Here is a 17,308-nt window from a genome sequence, read left to right as displayed (position 1 = left end):
GTCAGTTAGACATGGATGCCCCAAGCCAGTTTCCCGCCATTTCAGCGAGGAAACCAGCTGCCAAAACCGGCAGGGAAGTTTGAAAAGGCCTGAAAAAAATGACAGGTTAGGCCGAATATGATCAGGCAGAGAATTTCAAAAGCTTGATCGCGTCAAAATCCTGTACACCGCCGCCAACACGCTTGGTGGTGTAGAACAGCACATAAGGCTTGGCGGAATAGGGATCGCGCAACACGCGCACGCCGATGCGGTCGACCACCAGATACCCGCGACCGAAATCGCCAAAGGCGATTGCCACAGTGTCTGCTGCAATATCGGGCATATGCTCGGCCTCGACCAGACCAAAGCCCATGAGCGACGCTTTCTCGCCAATGGCTGCCGGTGGCTGCCAGAGGTAGTTGCCGTCCGCGTCCTTCAATTTGCGCAAGGTGCTCTGCGTCTTGCGGTTCATGACGAAATTGGCGTTCTGACGATAACCGGCTTTGAGCGCATAAATCAACTCGATCAGCTTGTCCGACGGTGCATCTTCGGGCAGAGCCCCTTCAACGCCGGTTGCAATATGACCGATACTGCCCCAGGCCCAGGCGCTTTCATCGACGCTGGTATAATCGAGGAAACCGCGCGGTTTGTTGACGCCGTCGCCATTGACGAAGGCCGCCCCTTCCTGCTCGGCAAAGGCGGTTTCCACTTCCTCGGCAATCCACTGTTCGACATTGATCGCGGCGTCGTCGAGAAGTGTGGCGGTCGCTGCAGGCATGGCGTAGATTTCCATGGTCGGGAACTGCAATTCGGCAAGTTTCGCTGAAGCCGTCTGCGGACGCGCATCGGTTTCACCGACCCAGCCCGTGGCCGGACCCGTGATGGAAAACGGCTTTTTCAGAATGGCGCCTGACACCTGCCGCACGCTGGAAATGCCGCGAATGGGCGAGAGAACTGCAAGCCTGCGGCCAATCTCTGTTTCAAGCTCGGCTGGCACCAGATAACCGCCATCAGGACCGGATGCATAGGAATGCGCCTTTTGCTCGATGCCGCGCAGGGCCTGCTCGTCGCCCCGGCGCACATAGGTATCGAATGCGCTCTTGTGCTCGCCATTGACGACAAGTGCACCACCGCCAAGCTGCGGGCGCGACTGTTTTGACACATAGGCATCAAGCGCCTGTTTCTGCTCATCAAGCGCACGATTGATGCGCTCGACTTTTTCAGTGAGGAGCACGTCGGTGCCTGCATGCTTCTCGACCTTTTTCAGCCGCTCATCATTGGCTTCACGAAAAGCGGAAAAGGCGCTCATGAAATCTTCAAAAGCTTCACCCACATCACCACTCTGGTGAATGCTAGGCACAAATGATTTCGTCTCCGCACTCTTGGTTTCAAGATTTGCGGGCTGGGTAGGTTGGTTATTGTCCATGATGGTCCTGTTAGCTGGAGATGGATCGGGCAGCGTCGCGCATAAGCTGCGCAAGGTCTGCTTCATCATTTCGGACGGCCTCCGGCTGCGTCCGTTTTGCGTTCAGCGCCGCATAGCCCTTGGCTATGACGATGCGCGCACTTGCACGGCTCAGCCCCGCATCCCGCGTGAGCCAGCGTTCAAATTCCCGGATCGTCGGCAAATCTGCCTTGACGTTTGCGATGCGTGCCTGCGGCAGCATGGGAAAGGTGACGATTGAAATTTCCCAAAGATCGGCTTCGAGAATATGACGCAGACCAGATCGCGCGTCCTTGCGCGCCTTCACCGTGCGAAAGCCGATGGAAAGCCCGTCAAGCCCGCCGGAGCGCATGAGTTCCAGCGCTTCGCGGGCGCGGGTCACCCCCTTGGCGAGCCTGCCCTCGACATAAAGCCCGCGTACATCCTCGCCGATCTTTGTCCACACGCCAATCGGCTCCGCCGCATCGTGTTGCCACAACATGCGAATGCCCGAAGGACCCCGTTCCTTCAAGGCACGGGCGAAAGCGCCGCGTTCGATGATATCGTGCCCCAGATCGGCCAGTCCGAACACGCTTGCATAGCCTGAAAAGCTGCCATCGATCTCGACGTCGTCGAGCGCAATTGCTGTACGCTTGGTTTCAAGTGCGAAATCACGTTTCGTCATTGATGTTCCTCTCCACGGGGAGAATTCCGGGCAAAGCGGCGTGTTTCAACCGTTCGGAAAAGCGCTTGAAGATACCAAGCGCCGACCATGCGGCAAGGCTTGCAGAGGCCGACCCGATCAGCACCAGTTCAGCACTTCCGAGCGCCTTGTCGAGTGAGAGCATATCCGCGATCTTGACACCCGCAGCACCACCGAAGATCAAGCCGCAGATGATCCCGACCGCCATGCGGATTGCTGCCTCGCGCCGCCCCTTTGGCAGCATATAGGCCAAAGATACCGCGGAGCCTGCAACGGCACCTGCGATCTTTGCCGACCACATCCATGCAGCTTCGGAACTCAGCACCGTTTCGTTGAGATTGCTCATGAAGACGGCCCTCGCCGGCTGGCCTGATAGCCAACTGCCTCGCGCTTTTCCTCGTCTGAGAGGAAAGAGGCATTGGAGACCCGCCGCCACAGCGCCTCGCGTTCCGCAGACAGGCCTTCGATGCGGTCGGCATCATATTCGAGCCGCAGATTGTCGCCATAAAGCGGTCCCAGCCATGTGCTGAACGCCCTTGCCGTGCGGCCCATCAGTGGAAGAACGGTCAGGCGATAAAAGGCGCGATTGGCCTCGGCATAGTTGGCATAAGTATTGTCACCTGGGATGCCGAGCAGCATGGGCGGCACACCGAAGGCCAGCGCAATGTCACGCGCAGCCCCATTTTTCGCCTCGATGAAATCCATGTCGTGTGGACTGTAGCCCATGGCCTTCCAGTCTAGCCCGCCTTCCAGCAACAGTGGACGCCCAGCACCCGATGCACCTGTATAGCCTTCTTCGAGTTCAGTTTTGAGCCGCTCGAATTGTTCCTCGGTCAGGTTGCCGCCATCTTTCGGCGCATAGACCAGCGCACCGGAGGGCCTTGCCGAATTATCGAGCAAAGCCTTATTCCAGGCGCCCGCTGCATTGTGAGTATCAAGCGCCATAAGCGCTGCTTCAAGCGGCGCGAAACCATAGTGATCATCGAGTGGATGAAACAGTTTCAGATGAAGACCAGCAGCATCCCGCCCACCAATGCGGATGCGCCGCACGGATGCGCCGGATCGATAGACCAACACCTCCGGCCAGCCATGGGTATCGGTTTCCACGCTGACGCGTTCGGGCTTTAAAAGATGCAACTCAACTTTGCCGCTCGGCAGATCGACGCGCTCGACATAGGCATTGCCGGAAATGAGCAAGTGTCCATAAAGCCGTTCGAGAAAACTGTTTCCGTCAAGGCCGAATTGCGGCTGTGTAACCAGTTCCAGCAAGGGATGCGTTTCATGCTCGGTGACACCTTCATAAAGCAGCCATGAAACGCTGCTGGCAGCATCAGCAATCAACCGTACGCAGCGATGTGCCACCGGATTGCGCATGAACCCCTCGCGCGCCAGCGTTGAATAATCACGTGCAATCCATGAAGCATTGCGTTCAACATGCAATGCGACAAAGCCATTGGTCATCTTCATCTCGCGGGTTTTATCCGCACGCGATGACGCACGAGACGCAGATTTACGCCCCGGCCTTTTCCAAGCCCAGTTCCAAGCCATCGATTGGCCTTTCCGTATATTTTGCTATTTTTTCCGGTTTAACCGAAGCGGCGGATGCGCGGTTTCAGATCGGCGCCGAGCATCATTTCCCCCAAGGCCCAGACCAGCGCGTCGAGACGATCCGGCGATCTACCGCTGGAAAGTCCTTCAGGAGCAAAATCGCACATTTCGTCTTCAAGCGCGGGAAACTGTCCCGCATGACGCACCCGACCCTGCTCATATAAAGCCGCAACTGGCTCGGCCCGTAGCCATTTTCCGCGTGAAGCGCGCCGTTTCAGAACCGGCACACTTGCATCTTCCGCCCCCAAAACCGCGGCCACCATTTCGCCGCCCTGATTAACCTCGGCCACAATGGCATCGGCTTCAAGGCGATGATAAAGCGAGATCGCCTTACGCGCCCATTGATGCGGTTTTGCCATATTGAGGCTTTCATCGGCCAGAACATGCCCATACCCGTCCGCATCGATGCCTGCCGCGACTATGCCGCAGGCATCAGACGATTTTCCCGATGAAGCAGGCGGATCAATCGCCACTACAATGCGCACCAATGCCGGAATATCCACTTCGAAACACCGCTCGATCAGATCACGCGACCACAGGGCGCCGGGACGCTCCTCGATCAGTTCGCCATCCAGTTCCTGCCGCCCAAGCCGCGTTCCGGCATAGCGCCGATTGACGACTGCAATAAAGCCATCGGCCAGATTGGCGGCGTTTTCCTCGGTGCGCATATGCGTCATCGAAACACTCGCATCGCTCATTAGCGCTTTCAATAAAGGGACGGCACGCGGCGTCGTGGTCACGACCTGTCGCGGAAAATCACCAAGTCTCAAGCCAAATTGCAGCATGTCCCAGGTTTCCTGGGGATGCTTCCATTTGGCCAGTTCATCGCACCATGCGGCAGCAAATTGCGGCCCACGCAAACTGTCCGGATCTTCGGAGGAAAATAATGTCGCGGTCGCGCCATTTTCCCAAACCAGACGACGGCGCGTCGCTTCATAACGCGGCCGCTCGAGCCTTGAGACGGCCAGAACCCCAGATGGTCCATCAACCATGACCTCGCGAGCATCGTTGAATGTCTCTCCCACCAGTGCAATATGACCGCAGGGATTTTTCGTGAATGGCGGCAGGCCAAGCGCCATACCGGACACCCATTCCGCACCCGCCCGCGTTTTGCCCGAACCGCGCCCTCCCATGATCAGCCAGACGCCCCAGTCGCCATTGGGCGGCAATTGCGCATCACGCGCCTGTATCAGCCATTCCTTCTCTGCCGCTGTCAGTTGCCTTCGCGTCAAGCCGGGTTCCCAAGATTTCCCGCGCACGCTTTTCTGCAAGTTCTTCGATTCTCCTGTTGATGCGGATCAACACATGCCGTGCCTCCTTGACATTCGCCTCAGTCTCGCCTGTCTCACGTGTGGTCATCACTGTTTCCGCTGCAAGCTCGTTAACGGTCTTGACTGCGCGTGCCAGCGCCATCAGCGCTTCCGCCTTGCTCTTGTCGGGTAATTCCTCTGCATCGAGAAGGCGGTTCAACTCGGCCTGCAGGCGCTCCAGCGCCGGATCGACCTTCCGCTGTTTAGCTGATTTTTCTGCTGCATCGAGTTGTAGACGGCGCAACCGGGTCTGATAACTGTTAAGCGAAAGGCCCAGAATTTCCGCCATGTCGCCAACATCTATACCATGGAGTATTTGTAGTTGATGGGCGAGCCGGATACGCATCTCTGCCCTGCCCGGTCGGACTTCTACATTCATGTTCGCAGTCAGGAGCAACTCCCGCTTTCAACACAGAACCCCGCTGACCTGCCCGAAAGAACAGGAATTGCGGGATTTCAAAAAATACGGATTTCAGTCAGAAATAATCAAGGCCATTGCAGAAAACCAATCTCGTCGCCATGCTTTCGGCTCTGCGCCTCATTTGAGGTACAATTCTCTGACCGTACATAACCTCTAGCAATTCACCGTGACGGTGTCAAGGACTATTTTCCTATTTTTGAAATTTTTCCTATTTTTACCATATGCATTTATTTATTCGTTTTGCGTAATATGGAAACTGACTTATCTGCTAAGATGATCTAACGAGCGTTCGGAAACCTAGAGTTCATGCGTCCTGACACTGACAAAAGTTCGGAAAGCGAAGAGCGGAAACCATTCCGGGTTTCGCGCCTGATTGGAGTTGACGCCAGGATCGACTCCGGCCTCTATAATCTGCGCGCCGGGTTTTCAGACTGCTGGGAAACAATCACAATCTTCTCGCGGCGTTTTCGCGTGCGTGGTTTTCGGCGTGTCGTAGTCGAAGTTGCCGACGAATGCTTTACGCTTGGCGTTGCTGCCTCAATAATCCTGACCATGCTGGCTCTTCCCGCCTTCGAGGAGACAAACAAGGATTGGCGCGCGCAGGACGATTATGCCGTTACCTTTCTCGACCGATATGGTAACGAGATCGGGCGGCGCGGCATACTGCACCGTCAGGCCGTTCCCGTCGACGAATTGCCCGACCATGTTATCAAGGCGGTGCTCGGTACTGAAGACCGGCGTTTCTTCGATCATTACGGCATCGATCTCTGGGGCCTGAGCCGCGCATTCAGCCAGAATGTACGCGCCAATGGCGTCGTACAGGGTGGCTCCACCATTACCCAGCAGCTTGCAAAAAACCTGTTTTTGTCCAGCGAGCGCACCATCGACCGCAAAATCAAGGAAGCGTTTCTGGCATTGTGGCTCGAATGCAATCTGAGCAAAAAGGAAATTCTCCAGCTCTATCTCGACCGCGCCTATATGGGTGGCGGCACCTTCGGTATTGCAGCAGCGTCGGAATTCTATTTCGGCAAGAGCGTCAAAGATGTGACACTTGCCGAAGCAGCGATGCTGGCGGGGCTTTTCAAGGCCCCGGCCAAATTCGCCCCTCACATAAACCTGCCTGCCGCGCGTGCACGTGCCAATGTGGTGCTTGCCAATATGGTCGAGAGCGGTCTGATGAGTGAAGGACAAGTTGCCGCTGCCTATCGTCAACCGGCCAGCGTGATTGACCGGGGCAAGAATGAAAACCCTGACCATTTTCTCGACTGGGCCTTCGAGGAGGTCAAAAAGGTCGCAAGCCACCTGCCCCGCCATACATTGACCGTACGCACGACGCTCGACCGCAATATCCAGAAGGCTGCGGAAGAAGCGCTCGAATATCATCTGCGCCAGTTCGGCAAGCAATATGGTGTCAACGAGGCCGCAACCGTTATCATCGCTACGGACGGTTCGGTGCGCGCCATGGTCGGCGGACGCGATTACGGAGAAAGCCAGTTCAACCGAGCCACCCGCGCCTTGCGTCAGGCCGGCTCGTCCTTCAAGCCTTATGTCTATGCAGCCGCGATGGAAAAGGGCATGACGCCCAACACCATTGTCTCCGATGCGCCTGTAAGCTGGGGCAACTGGGCGCCGCGCAATTACGGACGCCGGTTTTCCGGCCGTGTCGATCTTACTACGGCACTTGTGCATTCACTCAACAGCGTTCCCGTGCGCCTCGCCAAGGATCACCTGACCACAGCCCCTATCGTAAAGCTTACCAAGGCCATGGGGGTCGAATCGGCCATCTCCTCGCACAAGACGATGGTGCTTGGCACATCGGAAATGACCGTGATGGACCAGGCCACCGGTTTCAACGTGTTTCCTAATGCCGGAATGGCCGGAAACCGCCACGCCTTCACGCAGATCATCTCGGGTGACGGAACAATATTGTGGGATTTCAGCCGCGACGGCGAGAAACCGCACCGGGCACTGTCAGAAAAAGCAGCCCTTCAGATGAATTCCATGCTGGTTCAGGTTCCCGAACGCGGAACCGGACGGCGCGCAGCACTGCCCATGACGCGTGTTGGCGGTAAAACTGGTACTACCCAGAGTTACCGCGATGCGTGGTTCGTGGGTTTCACTGGCAACTTCACCGCCGCGGTCTGGTTCGGCAATGATAATTTCTCACCCATGAAGGAACTGACCGGCGGGGTTCTTCCCGCGATGGCCTGGCAGCGTATGATGGTCTATGCGCATCAGAATATCGAGCTGAAACCGATACCTGGCATCAATCCGCCTTTCCCCCAACCGGTAAAGGGGACTACCTCGGAAATAGCGGGCGTAAAACCACAAGATGCCATGTCTCCACCGCCACGCGTCCTTTCGCCTGCCACCACACAGGTTCTTAAGCAACTGCATCGTCGTTTTATGGGTTCTGGCAGCCTGCCCGGCACCGCCGCGCAGCGCAATGTCACGACCCTTTAGGCCACGAATGCTCACAAGAATTCTGCAAATAATTCTGGTTCTGGTAATCGCGCTGGGTGGTGGCATATGGAGCGTCGACAAGGTTCTCGACCGCTTCGGCGGCTTCGGCGAATTGCAGGTCGGTGCATGGCAGGCCTTTCCCGATGCTGGGACCGCCAATGCCGACCCCTATGCGCGTGCGCGCGCCGCGCGCAAGGCGGTGCTGGCGCTTGGAACGGCTGAAGGACTTGCCTTTTATGCAAGCAAGGACGAACAAGGGCGGGATTTGCAGCGCGGCTGCACCTATCGCCTCGAAGGCACGACGTCGCCGACGCGCTTCTGGACGCTCTATGCGGCAACGCCCGATCTTACCACTATTGCACCACGCTCCGGACTTCAGGCAGCGCTTCATTCGCGTGACGTGCTTTATAAGGCTGACGGCAGCATTTTGATAACGATCAGTCCTGATGCCGCTTCCGGTAATTGGCTGCCGTTGAACGGTCGTGGACCTTTCGTGCTGGTGATGACGCTTTACGACACACCAATCGCCACCTCAGCCGGCCTCACGGACCAGTCCATGCCGAAACTGACGCTCAGTTCGCGGGCCTGCCATGGTTAGAAGCATTGCGCATTTTCTTCGGCTTATTCTTTTGGGGCTGATCGGGGCGGCGATCGTCCATATCTGCGTACTGCTGCTCGTCCCGGTCTATTCGGAAATGAATGCATGGTTACGCATTGAATATATCACCGAGCCCTATCGGTTTCATCCTCTCGACAAAAATACGGGCGTCATCGGTAATCCTGATCCGCTGGTCGAAGAGGCCCTGTGCCGGTTTGATCTCGCCGATGGCCCAGTGCGCATCATGGCCAATGGCGATATGCCCTACTGGTCGCTGTCCGTCTATGCGCCGAATGGCGATAACCTCTATAATTTCAACGATAATGTATCAAACGAACACCGGCTCGATCTCATTCTTGCCGACCCGCTCGGCATGGCAAGCCTGCGAGTTGCGGGCACACAGGCTGATGGCCAGTCGCTTCTGGTCACGCAAAATATCGGCGAAGGGGCGGTTGTCCTGCGCGTCTTCGTGCAGGATGCAACGTGGAAGGAGCAGGCCCGCGCCTTCTTCGATGAGGCACAGTGCCAGACGTTTGAACCTGAATAAGAAACCTCACGGTTAATGAGTTGCTAAGGCTTCATGCCTATGATCCGGTCACTGGCCATGGTGGGGATCATCGCGCGATGTAGGAACACTGCATCGACGGATTTCCTGTCCGTCAGATCGAGCAAGGTGATGCATACCGGAGTAATTGCGTGACGAAGGATCAGTTCCGTGCCCTGGAGGAAATTTCAGGTCATCGGAACCCGGCAAATTCAATAGCGGGAAGCGACAGGGCGGATAACCTCCTGGGCGCCGCTATTTCTGCGTTCGCTGGTATCACGCGTCCCGGCCGTCAAGATATGCAACAGCTCGAACACCTCATCATGCCGCTTCTTCATTGCGCGAGCTTGCGCGCCAGACGGCAGGCGGCAGGCGCGCTTGCCCAGCTTGAAGATGCGCCGCATCGTGTAATTCTTGCGCTGGCAAGTGAACCGGTAGAAATTTCCGCACCGCTGCTTTTGCGGTCACCGCTCTTGCGACCGGGCGACCTGATTGATCTCATTAGTAAATATGGGCTTTCTCATGCCCGCGTCATCGCACGCCGTCAGTCCGGCGACAAGATTCTGGAAACTGTGCTGCGCAGTTTTTCCGATTCAGCAATCGACCGTACTCTGGCCCTGCAGGAGAGCCTTGCCGATATAGATGGCCCCGTTTCCGGAAAGCTCGCGAAAGATGCGCTTATTGATCCAGAGTATCTGATCGATACCGCGCTCAAGATCAACGAACAATCTTTCCATGACACTCTCGCCAAGGCACTCGATCTTTCCGACGAACAAACCGATGCAATTATCGGCCAATGGCCCACTTCACCTCTGCCGGTGGCGCTCAAGGCGCTGAGGTTGTCGGCTGCGGACTGTTTTCTGGTTATGACGGCAGTATTGGGGCCAGTCCAGTCCGACCACGAGAGCCTGCGCTCCTTCGTAGAGTTTTATCGTTCCATCGGATATGAAAAATCCATGGCGCTCATCCGCCGCTGGAAGGCCGAGGATATGTCGGCCATGTTGCGCAGCAAGCTACGCGAAATGGCGCAGGTGGCCAATGATACGCCATCGGGCAAGGATCTCGAGGTACCCGCCCTAAACAGGCTCGCCAAATAGAATTATATTTCAAGGTCGGCTATTTGGAAAAGAGCCGACACATCGGTGACATCTTCCAGTTCCACCAGCCAGAGATCAGGATCGAAGCGGGTTTCGCGCTGCATGCGTTCATCCGTTGCCACATCATCGGCGTCGCCCATCATGCGTGTAAACATCCGCTCACCGCCATGATCATCATCATAAGATGTCTGGGGTGCTGGCCCATAAAGGTCAGAGCCTCCAAGCCGAGAACTGACCTTGATGAAAATCGCGCCGGCTTCCATCGCACCGCGCCTTGAAAGATAGGCAAAGCCGCCCTCACCCTGCACCTTGCGGATCAATGCCGAAACCCAGAAATCCGAGGTCAGTCGCATGGCCGTACCCGTCTCAACTGATCAGCCCGATTTCGCGCATCTTACCAATGAGCGTAGCATCGATCTTGCCCGTCACCGGCATACCAAACAGTTTCTGGAATTCGCGGATGGCTGTCTGCGTAGCCTTGCCCGTCTCACCGTTAACCGGCACCATGTCGTTGCCGAAAGCTTTGAGACCGGCCTGCACACGCACGATATCCTGCGATGAGATGGGACCATTTTTTTCAGGCACGGCCTGCTCTTTCGGCAGTGCGGCTTTCTGATAGGAGGCAAGCGCCGGCTTGACCTTTGCTTGCGTCTCATCCTTCATTACGGCTGATTGCGGACGCGGGCTCGGTACGGCCACCTCGATGGCTTTTGCCACGTCATCCTTTACCGAGGCGTCATTCTCAATTACTGGGGTGGCACCGGCTTGTTCGATACCTACTTTTTTCTGCAAGGCGCGCCATCGATCGATCGCCTCACGCGTCTGCGGCCCGGTAAAACCATCAACCGGACCTTTATAGATGCCAAGCTTGGAGAGACGCTGCTGCAGGCGCGCAATCTCCAGATCGGCATTTGGCGCAAGCGCGGGAAGCATGTCGTCGGTAACGTCTTCCATCAGACGCGCAGCTGGCAGATCAGCGTCTTCTTTTTGCACAGGTGTTTCGGACGCTTTCGGATCATTGCCACGACTTGCTACAGCAATACCGGGAAGCACGGGGCGCGGCGTTGGCTGGAACATGAAGTCTGCACGAGTACGAAAGAAAACCGCATTATGGGCTTCAGGCTGATACCAGAGCGCATTGGCGGAAATGAAACTCAACACAACGAGGAAAGCCGTTGCGCCCCCTGTCATAACCGGGTTACGCACGATGAATTCGCCTGCGGCAATCGCCAGAGACGATGCCGAGGTGAAAAAGAATTTGAGAATCCGGGTGGCGAGGCTAGGCTGTTTTGCGCGTTTTCGCATTGTTTTGCCCTTGCTTGCGCTCTTCTTCGTTCTGCCAGTCATTGCGTTTTTCTCCCTGGTGACGGTGTATCTCAATCACCGTGCCAAGTTCACTTTCCTCGTCTTCTCCAACAACAAATTGCGGACCGGCAAGCGGCAGGCGGATCGTCACCACCGTACCTTCACCGGGACAACTCTTGAGCACCATCGTGCCCTGATGCAGCTCCACCAATCCCTTGACCACGGAAAGGCCAAGACCGCTGCCTTCCTGCGCGCGGGTATAACTATTATCCGCGCGCGTGAACGGCGCGCCTAGGCGCTGCAAATCTTCCGGCGCAATCCCGATTCCGGTGTCTGATACGTGCAATTCCAGAACGGCGCGTTCTTCTACCACGACACGCGCCGCGTCGATGGTGACGCAGCCACCAGGCTCCGTGAATTTAATCGCATTCGCGGCAAGATTAAGCAAAATCTGCTGCACAGCGCGGCGGTCAGCATTGAGTTCACCGATATCGCGCCCAACACGATGGCAAAACGAAATGCTCTTCTTTTCCGCCTGGGGCAGCATGACAGACGCACAGAGGTCAGCAGCATCGCGGAAATCGAAAATCTGCGGCGCAATCGCATAAGTGCCGCTTTCAAGCTGCGAATTATCAAGAACTGCATTGACGAGTTCCAGCAGATAATGACCGGAGCGATGGATCAGTCCTGCATATTCGCGCTGCCGGTCATTGGCGAGTTCACCGCCCAGCCCATGTGTCAGCATATCAGAAAAGCCGATGATGGAATTGAGTGGCGTACGTAATTCATGGCTGACTGCGGCAAGCACGCGGCCCTTGCCTGCGCGTTCCGACTTAAGTTCGGCCTTAAGTGCTGCGATTTCATCATGGAGCTTTTGTTCACAAGCCAGAGAGCGACCAATCAATGCGATTGCAGTGCCCTGTCTGCTGCCTTCCATGCGCCATGCATGAAAGACTGGCGCGCTCTCTTGCAACGCTCGCAGGCGCAAGTCGGCTCGCTCGCTCCGCTTTCCACTACGCAGATCAGCCAGAAGCGAGAGATAATGCACGCGGTCCCCGACATGAACACGATCGAGCAATGCGGTGCCTTCCAGCATGTTCGTCTTGACGCCAAGACATTTTGCTGTCGCATCATCAACAGAGATCACCATACCTTCATTATCGAGAACGAAGCGGACGTCACCTTCGGCAAGTATAACAGCTGGCATTTCAGGCTGTTCAGCTTTGGAACGGGCAGATAGTCCGGCGCTACGCGCGGGAAGGCTTGCCGCATAAAGTACCATTATGGTGACGGAGATCAGTGAGCCACCGGCAAGCCCACTGCCATTGGCCATGAAAAGTGCAAGCATCAGCAATGCGCCTATTGCGCCCGCATAGGCGGCGACAGGCTTGCGCAGAACAAACCATACTTCCAGCGGCAGGGCCGCTGCCATCAGCCACAATGCGGCATTGCCCTCGGTAAAAACACCCAACGCGGCAAGACCCATGCCATAGATGGCACAAGTGACTGAGCCCAAGACAATTGCAGGTGCACCCAACATCGAAATGGCACAAAAAGTCATGGCGACGCCTGCGATGCTTGCTGCGAGAATTGCAAATTCAACGGGCGTGGAAACAGGGCCAACAGCAAGAGCTGCGGAGAAAAACAGCACGGGCATGCCGACCAGCGAGATGGCGACACGTCGCGCCGTCGCATCGGCCTCAACCGTAACGCGCCGGCAGAAACGCTCAAGCAAGCCATTGAGCATCCGCATTACGGTGCGACCTGCTTTAGCTGGTTTCAATACAATGGCTTTCAACGCGCCTTACTCACTCAATATACTTACACGACGCCGACAAAGGCTCCTTCAAGAACCGTTGCAGACAGAGTCAGATTGCAGGAGAGGCTTTAAAGAAACGATAAAACGAGCTGTTTGAGGCCCAGTAAGCACCCCCAACGCCAGACTTTTCGACCTATGGTAAACAGAATGTAGCAATTGCCCTACGGAAAAGCCGCAACGGGCACCTGTTCGTGAAAGCGGTTACGAAATCTTTTCGATTTCAGCACAGAATATCCTGAGGCTAACCGACCAAGGTTTATAATAGACAAAGCTATGATCCGTTTTCTTCTCAAATCCGTATTCTGGCTGTCGCTGGCATTTATTGCCATACCGCACTTCTTTCCCACGAAAGAAGGCACCAGGGCGGGGCAGAATCCGTTGGCGTTAAAAGACGACCATACGGTCGATCATATTCTGACCAATAGCAGGACCGCGGTTGAAATCGGCAAACTCTGCATCGACAATCCCGCCTTTTGCCAGCAGGGAGCCTCGCTTGCCACAAGCGCTGGCAGCAGTGTTTTAAAGGGCAGCGGCCAATTGCTGGATTATCTAAGCGAACGCTTTGGTAACAAGAACAATATTTCAGAACATCCGGGACCCGCAGCAGAAATACCCGCGCCCGCGCAAGGCAACATTCCGGTTCCAAAGGCCCGCGTAGAAGCCCTGCGGACACGTGACGTTTCACCCGACGCGAAATAGGGTTTCAAGTTTTTCGTGACCTTACCGCCAATCGCTCCTATATAGGCCTGATATCTGCATTGACGGCATTTCGGGCGAACACCATGACCACCACGATCGACAGCATCATGACCGATTTCGAATTTCTCGACGATTGGGAAGACCGTTATCGCTACGTGATAGACTTGGGCAAAGAACTGCCACCCTATCCCGAAGATGCCCGCGACGCCGCACACAAAGTACAGGGTTGCGTCAGCCAGGTCTGGCTGAAGACTCTGCCACAGGGCGGAACCGATCCGATGATCGAATTTTTAGGCGATTCTGACGCGCATATCGTTCGTGGACTGGTGGCCATCGTTCTGGCGCTCTATTCGGGCAAGAAAGCCTCGCAAATCCTTGATATAGACCCGGAAGAGATTTTGAGAAAGCTCGGCCTCGATGAGCACTTGACGCCGCAGCGCTCCAACGGCCTGCGCGCCATGGTAGCGCGCATCCGCCGGGACGCCGAACTGGCTCTAGAAACGGCATAATACTGCTTATCCGGTTTGTGGTCTGACTTTCGGGCGATAATCCTTCGCCCCCCAATGCAACACTACGCTGCGGCGCGAACTGCTGCCCGCTTGCGGATTATAATGCCGGTGTAGTACGGCAAGCGCAGCTTTCAGCAGCATCTTCGCCGAGCGCACCGGCCATTGCCGCTCACGCTCCACCCGCTCCAGACCTTTCAGAAAACAACAGACATCAACCAGAACGCCGCTCAGTTCAGGCCCAACGGTATCGAGCGCACGCTCAACACGCATGCGGCTTGCGAGCGCAATATCGGTCAGTTCCGCCATGCCACCCGCCCCGCCGTTGCGCTTGGCACCCGGACTGCAATCCCATCGCATGGTAACCGATGGCATCAGCGAACCACGTGTGAAATCGGCACGCAGCCGTTCACCGGCATGAAACTCGTCATCGGTTAGAAAAGCGCAGCCGTCCGGTCCTTTGCGGCGGTAGAGCGTCGCCAAAGGCGATTCGGACAGGTTGATTTCAACCCTGTCTCCTGTATCTGTGTGGATGGTTGCCGTAGTGTTGACCTGTTTTTTCGTCTTTACAGCACACTTGCTTCGCTGACGACCATTGCCCGATAAAGCGAGCTTTTCTCCCTCACGCCGTAACAGGCCCTTGTCGCACATGGCATCAATAAGCGTGCGTGCGGCGGCTATCGAACCCTGTTCACCGACCAACAGAAGGTGGCTTTCCTGCACACAGTCCTGCATTTCACAACAAGCCACTTTCAAAAACCGCATCACCCGCATTTCCGAAGCAGAAAATTCCGTGGTCATACCGCCATCCTCCAATTGGGGAAAACCGAGTTCACAATCCGCTCGAAGGATGACACCACTGCGTCAAATTCCGCATCGTCGCGCATATCCTCAACCAGATGACAGGCATGCATCACCGTCGTGCGGTCGCGTGAAAAGCCTTCAGCCACCTCTCGCATCGCCATGCCGAAAGATGTATGCGCGACATACATACCGATTTGTCTCACCCGCGCGACGTTGCGCCGGCATCGGTTCGGAGCACGCAACTCCCTGCTTTCAACCCCGAATGCCGCGCCCAGAATATCGATAAGAGCATCGCACAGTTCTACGTTTTGCTCCTGGCGCTTTCGATCCGTCCCACACTCATCAGAATCGAGGTGGAGCGTGCGTCCATGCCGCGCTGCAATTGCCCTCAAGGCTTCGAAGGCTTCCACCCGCGTATGAATGACATGTGATAATTCCAAAGACATTCATCTTCCCTCGTCTATATAGGAATATCTTCTTATACGGAGGAAAATGCAAGGGTGGATAAGTTTTCACAACGAACCGCCGGGTTTGTGCTGGTGAATAAAATTCACGCCATCGCCCGCACGCATAAAAGCCGCCGAAAACACGTTCAATTATCTGTAAAAGTAAGCTATTTCTAATAATTTTGAGATCTTGACAGCTGCCAGACGTGCGGCGATTGGCTTCCGGCACCACTTTTTCATCGACCCTCAGGACGAAGAAACATCTTTCCCTAGGAATATTATCCACAACCATCAAACTTCCGACATGCTGTGTGCGATAACAGCAAGGATAGCAGTCATGGAAGCAGTGCTCAAAGAAGACCGATTGGCCTTTCTCACTCTTAAATCGCAGCAGCAGACCAGCGCAATGCAGCGTGTTGCGCTGCAAATCATTGCCGGTATCGATATTGACCGCATGGTTGCGGCAACGGTTTTGGAAAAAAAACAGACAACGCAACGGCTTGCGCGACTTATCGAAAGAGAGCGGCAAAAAGGGCTCAACGGTCACTGGAGCTACGATTTAAACCGGCACATCGCGCTGAAACAGGCGCTTGACCGGATAATGGAAGGGTCAAGCACGACAACACAGGCTGGACTACGATGCAGAACGCGCCAAATATAAAAAAACGGCCGGAATGCTTTCGCATTTCCGGCCGTTTTAACGAGAATACGTCCGATCAGGCGTCTTTCGGTTTGCGTCCGAGACCCATTTTCTTAGCCAGACGCGAGCGGGCAGCCGCATAGTTCGGGGCGACCATCGGATAGTTTGGATCGAGATCCCACTTTTCACGATACTGTTCCGGCGTCAGGCCGTAATGTGTCATCAGGTGACGCTTCAGCGACTTGAACTTCTTGCCGTCTTCGAGACAGATGATGTAGTCGTCGGTAATCGACTTCTTCGGGTTGACCGCAGGCTTTGGCTTTTCCACGATGACCGGCACTTCTTCGCGTTCGACATGGCGCTTGAAAGCGGCATGGATTTCTGCGATCAGCTGCGGCACTTCGCCAGCGCGGATCTGGTTATTGCCAACATAAGCGGCGACAACATCCGCAGTCAAAGTCATAAGCAGCTCGGTGCTTTCTTCGGGCATTTCAAGGTTTTCCATTGACTTTCCTTTTATTTCTTATCGCCTTATCTTCCCGCGTTTTCGGCTCAATTCCACTAAACGAGCCGCATCACACGTGTTCTAAAACTTCCCGCCCCCATTTGTGACAGGATGTAACAACTGCCTGCGTCTTTGGCAATGGCTTTATTAGAATAAAACGTTTATTCTTTTTCCATTATTCTTGGCAAAACAAATAGACATTTCAATATTCGTCCAGCGCTAAAGGCTAGACCTTTACTTTCCATCTGCCGACTCTAAAATAATGATCGTTTATAGACGATAAAGGAAGCATAAACTGTTGTTTTCGCTTTCCCAATATTGCTCGCAGAATTCATTCTCCGACAGAATGCATATGCATACCATTCCAAGCAAAGATAATTCATTAGCCAATGCACTGCGCGCCAATCTTGGCACAAAAAAGGTATGCTTCAATTATAT

At 55.4% G+C, this 17,308-nt stretch carries 19 protein-coding genes; 7 read left to right on the top strand and 12 right to left on the bottom strand.

The window, feature by feature from the left end:
* Positions 1–121 precede the first annotated feature (121 nt).
* Genes AAIB41_RS01730 through AAIB41_RS01705 form a run of 6 tightly spaced genes read right to left on the bottom strand, consistent with a single transcriptional unit; the run spans position 122 to position 5,402 of the window.
* Entirely contained in the window at positions 122–1,405 is a 1,284-nt protein-coding gene (locus AAIB41_RS01730; protein WP_343313899.1) for a phage major capsid protein, read from the bottom strand.
* 10 nt (positions 1,406–1,415) lie between these two features.
* On the bottom strand, positions 1,416–2,087 hold the full coding sequence (locus AAIB41_RS01725) for an HK97 family phage prohead protease (protein WP_343313898.1): 672 nt from the start codon (positions 2,085–2,087) through the stop codon (positions 1,416–1,418).
* Complete coding sequence (locus AAIB41_RS01720; protein ID WP_343313897.1) at positions 2,074–2,451, bottom strand: DUF6107 family protein; 378 nt, start codon at positions 2,449–2,451, stop codon at positions 2,074–2,076. The genes AAIB41_RS01725 and AAIB41_RS01720 overlap by 14 nt, the downstream gene beginning before the upstream one ends.
* Positions 2,448–3,653, bottom strand: coding sequence for a phage portal protein (locus AAIB41_RS01715; protein ID WP_343313896.1), 1,206 nt, complete (start codon positions 3,651–3,653; stop codon positions 2,448–2,450). Before AAIB41_RS01715 ends, AAIB41_RS01720 begins: the two co-directional genes overlap by 4 nt.
* A 38-nt stretch (positions 3,654–3,691) precedes the next feature.
* Positions 3,692–4,984, bottom strand: coding sequence for a DNA-packaging protein (locus AAIB41_RS01710; RefSeq protein ID WP_343313895.1), 1,293 nt, complete (start codon positions 4,982–4,984; stop codon positions 3,692–3,694).
* Positions 4,890–5,402, bottom strand: a complete 513-nt coding sequence (locus AAIB41_RS01705; RefSeq protein WP_343313894.1) for a hypothetical protein — start codon at positions 5,400–5,402, stop codon at positions 4,890–4,892. The genes AAIB41_RS01710 and AAIB41_RS01705 overlap by 95 nt, the downstream gene beginning before the upstream one ends.
* Before the next feature lie 348 nt (positions 5,403–5,750).
* On the opposite strand from AAIB41_RS01705, the gene AAIB41_RS01700 reads away from it, so the two are divergent.
* The 4 genes from AAIB41_RS01700 to AAIB41_RS01685 all read left to right on the top strand — a co-directional run bounded on the left by AAIB41_RS01700 (position 5,751) and on the right by AAIB41_RS01685 (position 10,146).
* Positions 5,751–7,907, top strand: a complete 2,157-nt coding sequence (locus AAIB41_RS01700; protein ID WP_343313893.1) for a penicillin-binding protein 1A — start codon at positions 5,751–5,753, stop codon at positions 7,905–7,907.
* 7 nt (positions 7,908–7,914) lie between these two features.
* Positions 7,915–8,505: a DUF1214 domain-containing protein gene (locus tag AAIB41_RS01695; protein WP_343313892.1), complete on the top strand. Its 591-nt coding sequence runs from the start codon at positions 7,915–7,917 to the stop codon at positions 8,503–8,505.
* Between the two features lie 4 nt (positions 8,506–8,509).
* The gene (locus tag AAIB41_RS01690) at positions 8,510–9,052 is read left to right on the top strand and encodes a hypothetical protein (RefSeq protein WP_343314774.1); all 543 of its coding nucleotides are present in this window, start codon (positions 8,510–8,512) and stop codon (positions 9,050–9,052) included.
* Between the two features lie 149 nt (positions 9,053–9,201).
* The gene (locus AAIB41_RS01685) at positions 9,202–10,146 is read left to right on the top strand and encodes a DUF2336 domain-containing protein (RefSeq protein WP_343313891.1); all 945 of its coding nucleotides are present in this window, start codon (positions 9,202–9,204) and stop codon (positions 10,144–10,146) included.
* A 2-nt stretch (positions 10,147–10,148) separates the two neighbouring features.
* Here the strand turns inward: AAIB41_RS01685 and AAIB41_RS01680 are convergent, their stop codons facing one another.
* From AAIB41_RS01680 to AAIB41_RS01670, 3 genes are read right to left on the bottom strand one after another with little or no spacing between them, the layout of a single operon-like run.
* Positions 10,149–10,499 (bottom strand): DUF1491 family protein, encoded by a 351-nt coding sequence (locus AAIB41_RS01680; protein ID WP_343313890.1) that lies wholly within the window; start codon positions 10,497–10,499, stop codon positions 10,149–10,151.
* Between the two features lie 13 nt (positions 10,500–10,512).
* Positions 10,513–11,451, bottom strand: coding sequence for a peptidoglycan-binding domain-containing protein (locus tag AAIB41_RS01675; RefSeq protein ID WP_343314773.1), 939 nt, complete (start codon positions 11,449–11,451; stop codon positions 10,513–10,515).
* On the bottom strand, positions 11,426–13,204 hold the full coding sequence (locus AAIB41_RS01670) for a HAMP domain-containing sensor histidine kinase (RefSeq protein WP_343313889.1): 1,779 nt from the start codon (positions 13,202–13,204) through the stop codon (positions 11,426–11,428). Before AAIB41_RS01670 ends, AAIB41_RS01675 begins: the two co-directional genes overlap by 26 nt.
* Positions 13,205–13,543: 339 nt before the next feature.
* On the opposite strand from AAIB41_RS01670, the gene AAIB41_RS01665 reads away from it, so the two are divergent.
* Positions 13,544–13,969: a hypothetical protein gene (locus AAIB41_RS01665; protein ID WP_343313888.1), complete on the top strand. Its 426-nt coding sequence runs from the start codon at positions 13,544–13,546 to the stop codon at positions 13,967–13,969.
* 83 nt (positions 13,970–14,052) lie between these two features.
* Positions 14,053–14,478, top strand: a complete 426-nt coding sequence (locus AAIB41_RS01660) for a SufE family protein (protein ID WP_343313887.1) — start codon at positions 14,053–14,055, stop codon at positions 14,476–14,478.
* A 6-nt stretch (positions 14,479–14,484) separates the two neighbouring features.
* Here AAIB41_RS01660 and AAIB41_RS01655 read toward each other — a convergent pair whose 3' ends face one another.
* Both AAIB41_RS01655 and AAIB41_RS01650 read right to left on the bottom strand, forming a co-directional pair.
* Positions 14,485–15,276, bottom strand: coding sequence for a DUF6456 domain-containing protein (locus AAIB41_RS01655; RefSeq protein WP_343313886.1), 792 nt, complete (start codon positions 15,274–15,276; stop codon positions 14,485–14,487).
* Complete coding sequence (locus tag AAIB41_RS01650; RefSeq protein WP_343314772.1) at positions 15,273–15,719, bottom strand: helix-turn-helix domain-containing protein; 447 nt, start codon at positions 15,717–15,719, stop codon at positions 15,273–15,275. Before AAIB41_RS01650 ends, AAIB41_RS01655 begins: the two co-directional genes overlap by 4 nt.
* 343 nt (positions 15,720–16,062) lie before the next feature.
* Between AAIB41_RS01650 and AAIB41_RS01645 the strand changes: the two genes are divergently transcribed.
* A complete protein-coding gene (locus AAIB41_RS01645; RefSeq protein ID WP_343314771.1) occupies positions 16,063–16,386 on the top strand; it encodes a cytoplasmic protein in 324 nt (107 codons plus the stop codon).
* Between the two features lie 55 nt (positions 16,387–16,441).
* Here the strand turns inward: AAIB41_RS01645 and AAIB41_RS01640 are convergent, their stop codons facing one another.
* Entirely contained in the window at positions 16,442–16,870 is a 429-nt protein-coding gene (locus AAIB41_RS01640) for a MucR family transcriptional regulator (protein WP_343313885.1), read from the bottom strand.
* Positions 16,871–17,308: the final 438 nt, after the last annotated feature.

Origin of the sequence: Brucella sp. BE17, from assembly GCF_039545455.1 — a bacterium.
In the GTDB taxonomy this organism is placed as follows: Bacteria; Pseudomonadota; Alphaproteobacteria; order Rhizobiales; family Rhizobiaceae; genus Brucella.
This window is presented reverse-complemented; position numbering and strand designations above follow the sequence as displayed.

Bases quoted from the DNA above. Each gene is read 5' to 3' on its own strand.
- AAIB41_RS01730 (WP_343313899.1), bottom strand. From the start codon at position 1,405: ATGGACAATAACCAACCTACCCAGCCCGCAAATCTTGAAACCAAGAGT.
- AAIB41_RS01725 (WP_343313898.1), bottom strand. From the start codon at position 2,087: ATGACGAAACGTGATTTCGCACTTGAAACCAAGCGTACAGCAATTGCG.
- AAIB41_RS01720 (WP_343313897.1), bottom strand. From the start codon at position 2,451: ATGAGCAATCTCAACGAAACGGTGCTGAGTTCCGAAGCTGCATGGATG.
- AAIB41_RS01715 (WP_343313896.1), bottom strand. From the start codon at position 3,653: ATGGCTTGGAACTGGGCTTGGAAAAGGCCGGGGCGTAAATCTGCGTCT.
- AAIB41_RS01705 (WP_343313894.1), bottom strand. From the start codon at position 5,402: ATGAATGTAGAAGTCCGACCGGGCAGGGCAGAGATGCGTATCCGGCTC.
- AAIB41_RS01700 (WP_343313893.1), top strand. From the start codon at position 5,751: ATGCGTCCTGACACTGACAAAAGTTCGGAAAGCGAAGAGCGGAAACCA.
- AAIB41_RS01695 (WP_343313892.1), top strand. From the start codon at position 7,915: ATGCTCACAAGAATTCTGCAAATAATTCTGGTTCTGGTAATCGCGCTG.
- AAIB41_RS01680 (WP_343313890.1), bottom strand. From the start codon at position 10,499: ATGCGACTGACCTCGGATTTCTGGGTTTCGGCATTGATCCGCAAGGTG.
- AAIB41_RS01675 (WP_343314773.1), bottom strand. From the start codon at position 11,451: ATGCGAAAACGCGCAAAACAGCCTAGCCTCGCCACCCGGATTCTCAAA.
- AAIB41_RS01670 (WP_343313889.1), bottom strand. From the start codon at position 13,204: ATGCGGATGCTCAATGGCTTGCTTGAGCGTTTCTGCCGGCGCGTTACG.
- AAIB41_RS01665 (WP_343313888.1), top strand. From the start codon at position 13,544: ATGATCCGTTTTCTTCTCAAATCCGTATTCTGGCTGTCGCTGGCATTT.
- AAIB41_RS01660 (WP_343313887.1), top strand. From the start codon at position 14,053: ATGACCACCACGATCGACAGCATCATGACCGATTTCGAATTTCTCGAC.
- AAIB41_RS01655 (WP_343313886.1), bottom strand. From the start codon at position 15,276: ATGACCACGGAATTTTCTGCTTCGGAAATGCGGGTGATGCGGTTTTTG.
- AAIB41_RS01645 (WP_343314771.1), top strand. From the start codon at position 16,063: ATGGAAGCAGTGCTCAAAGAAGACCGATTGGCCTTTCTCACTCTTAAA.
- AAIB41_RS01640 (WP_343313885.1), bottom strand. From the start codon at position 16,870: ATGGAAAACCTTGAAATGCCCGAAGAAAGCACCGAGCTGCTTATGACT.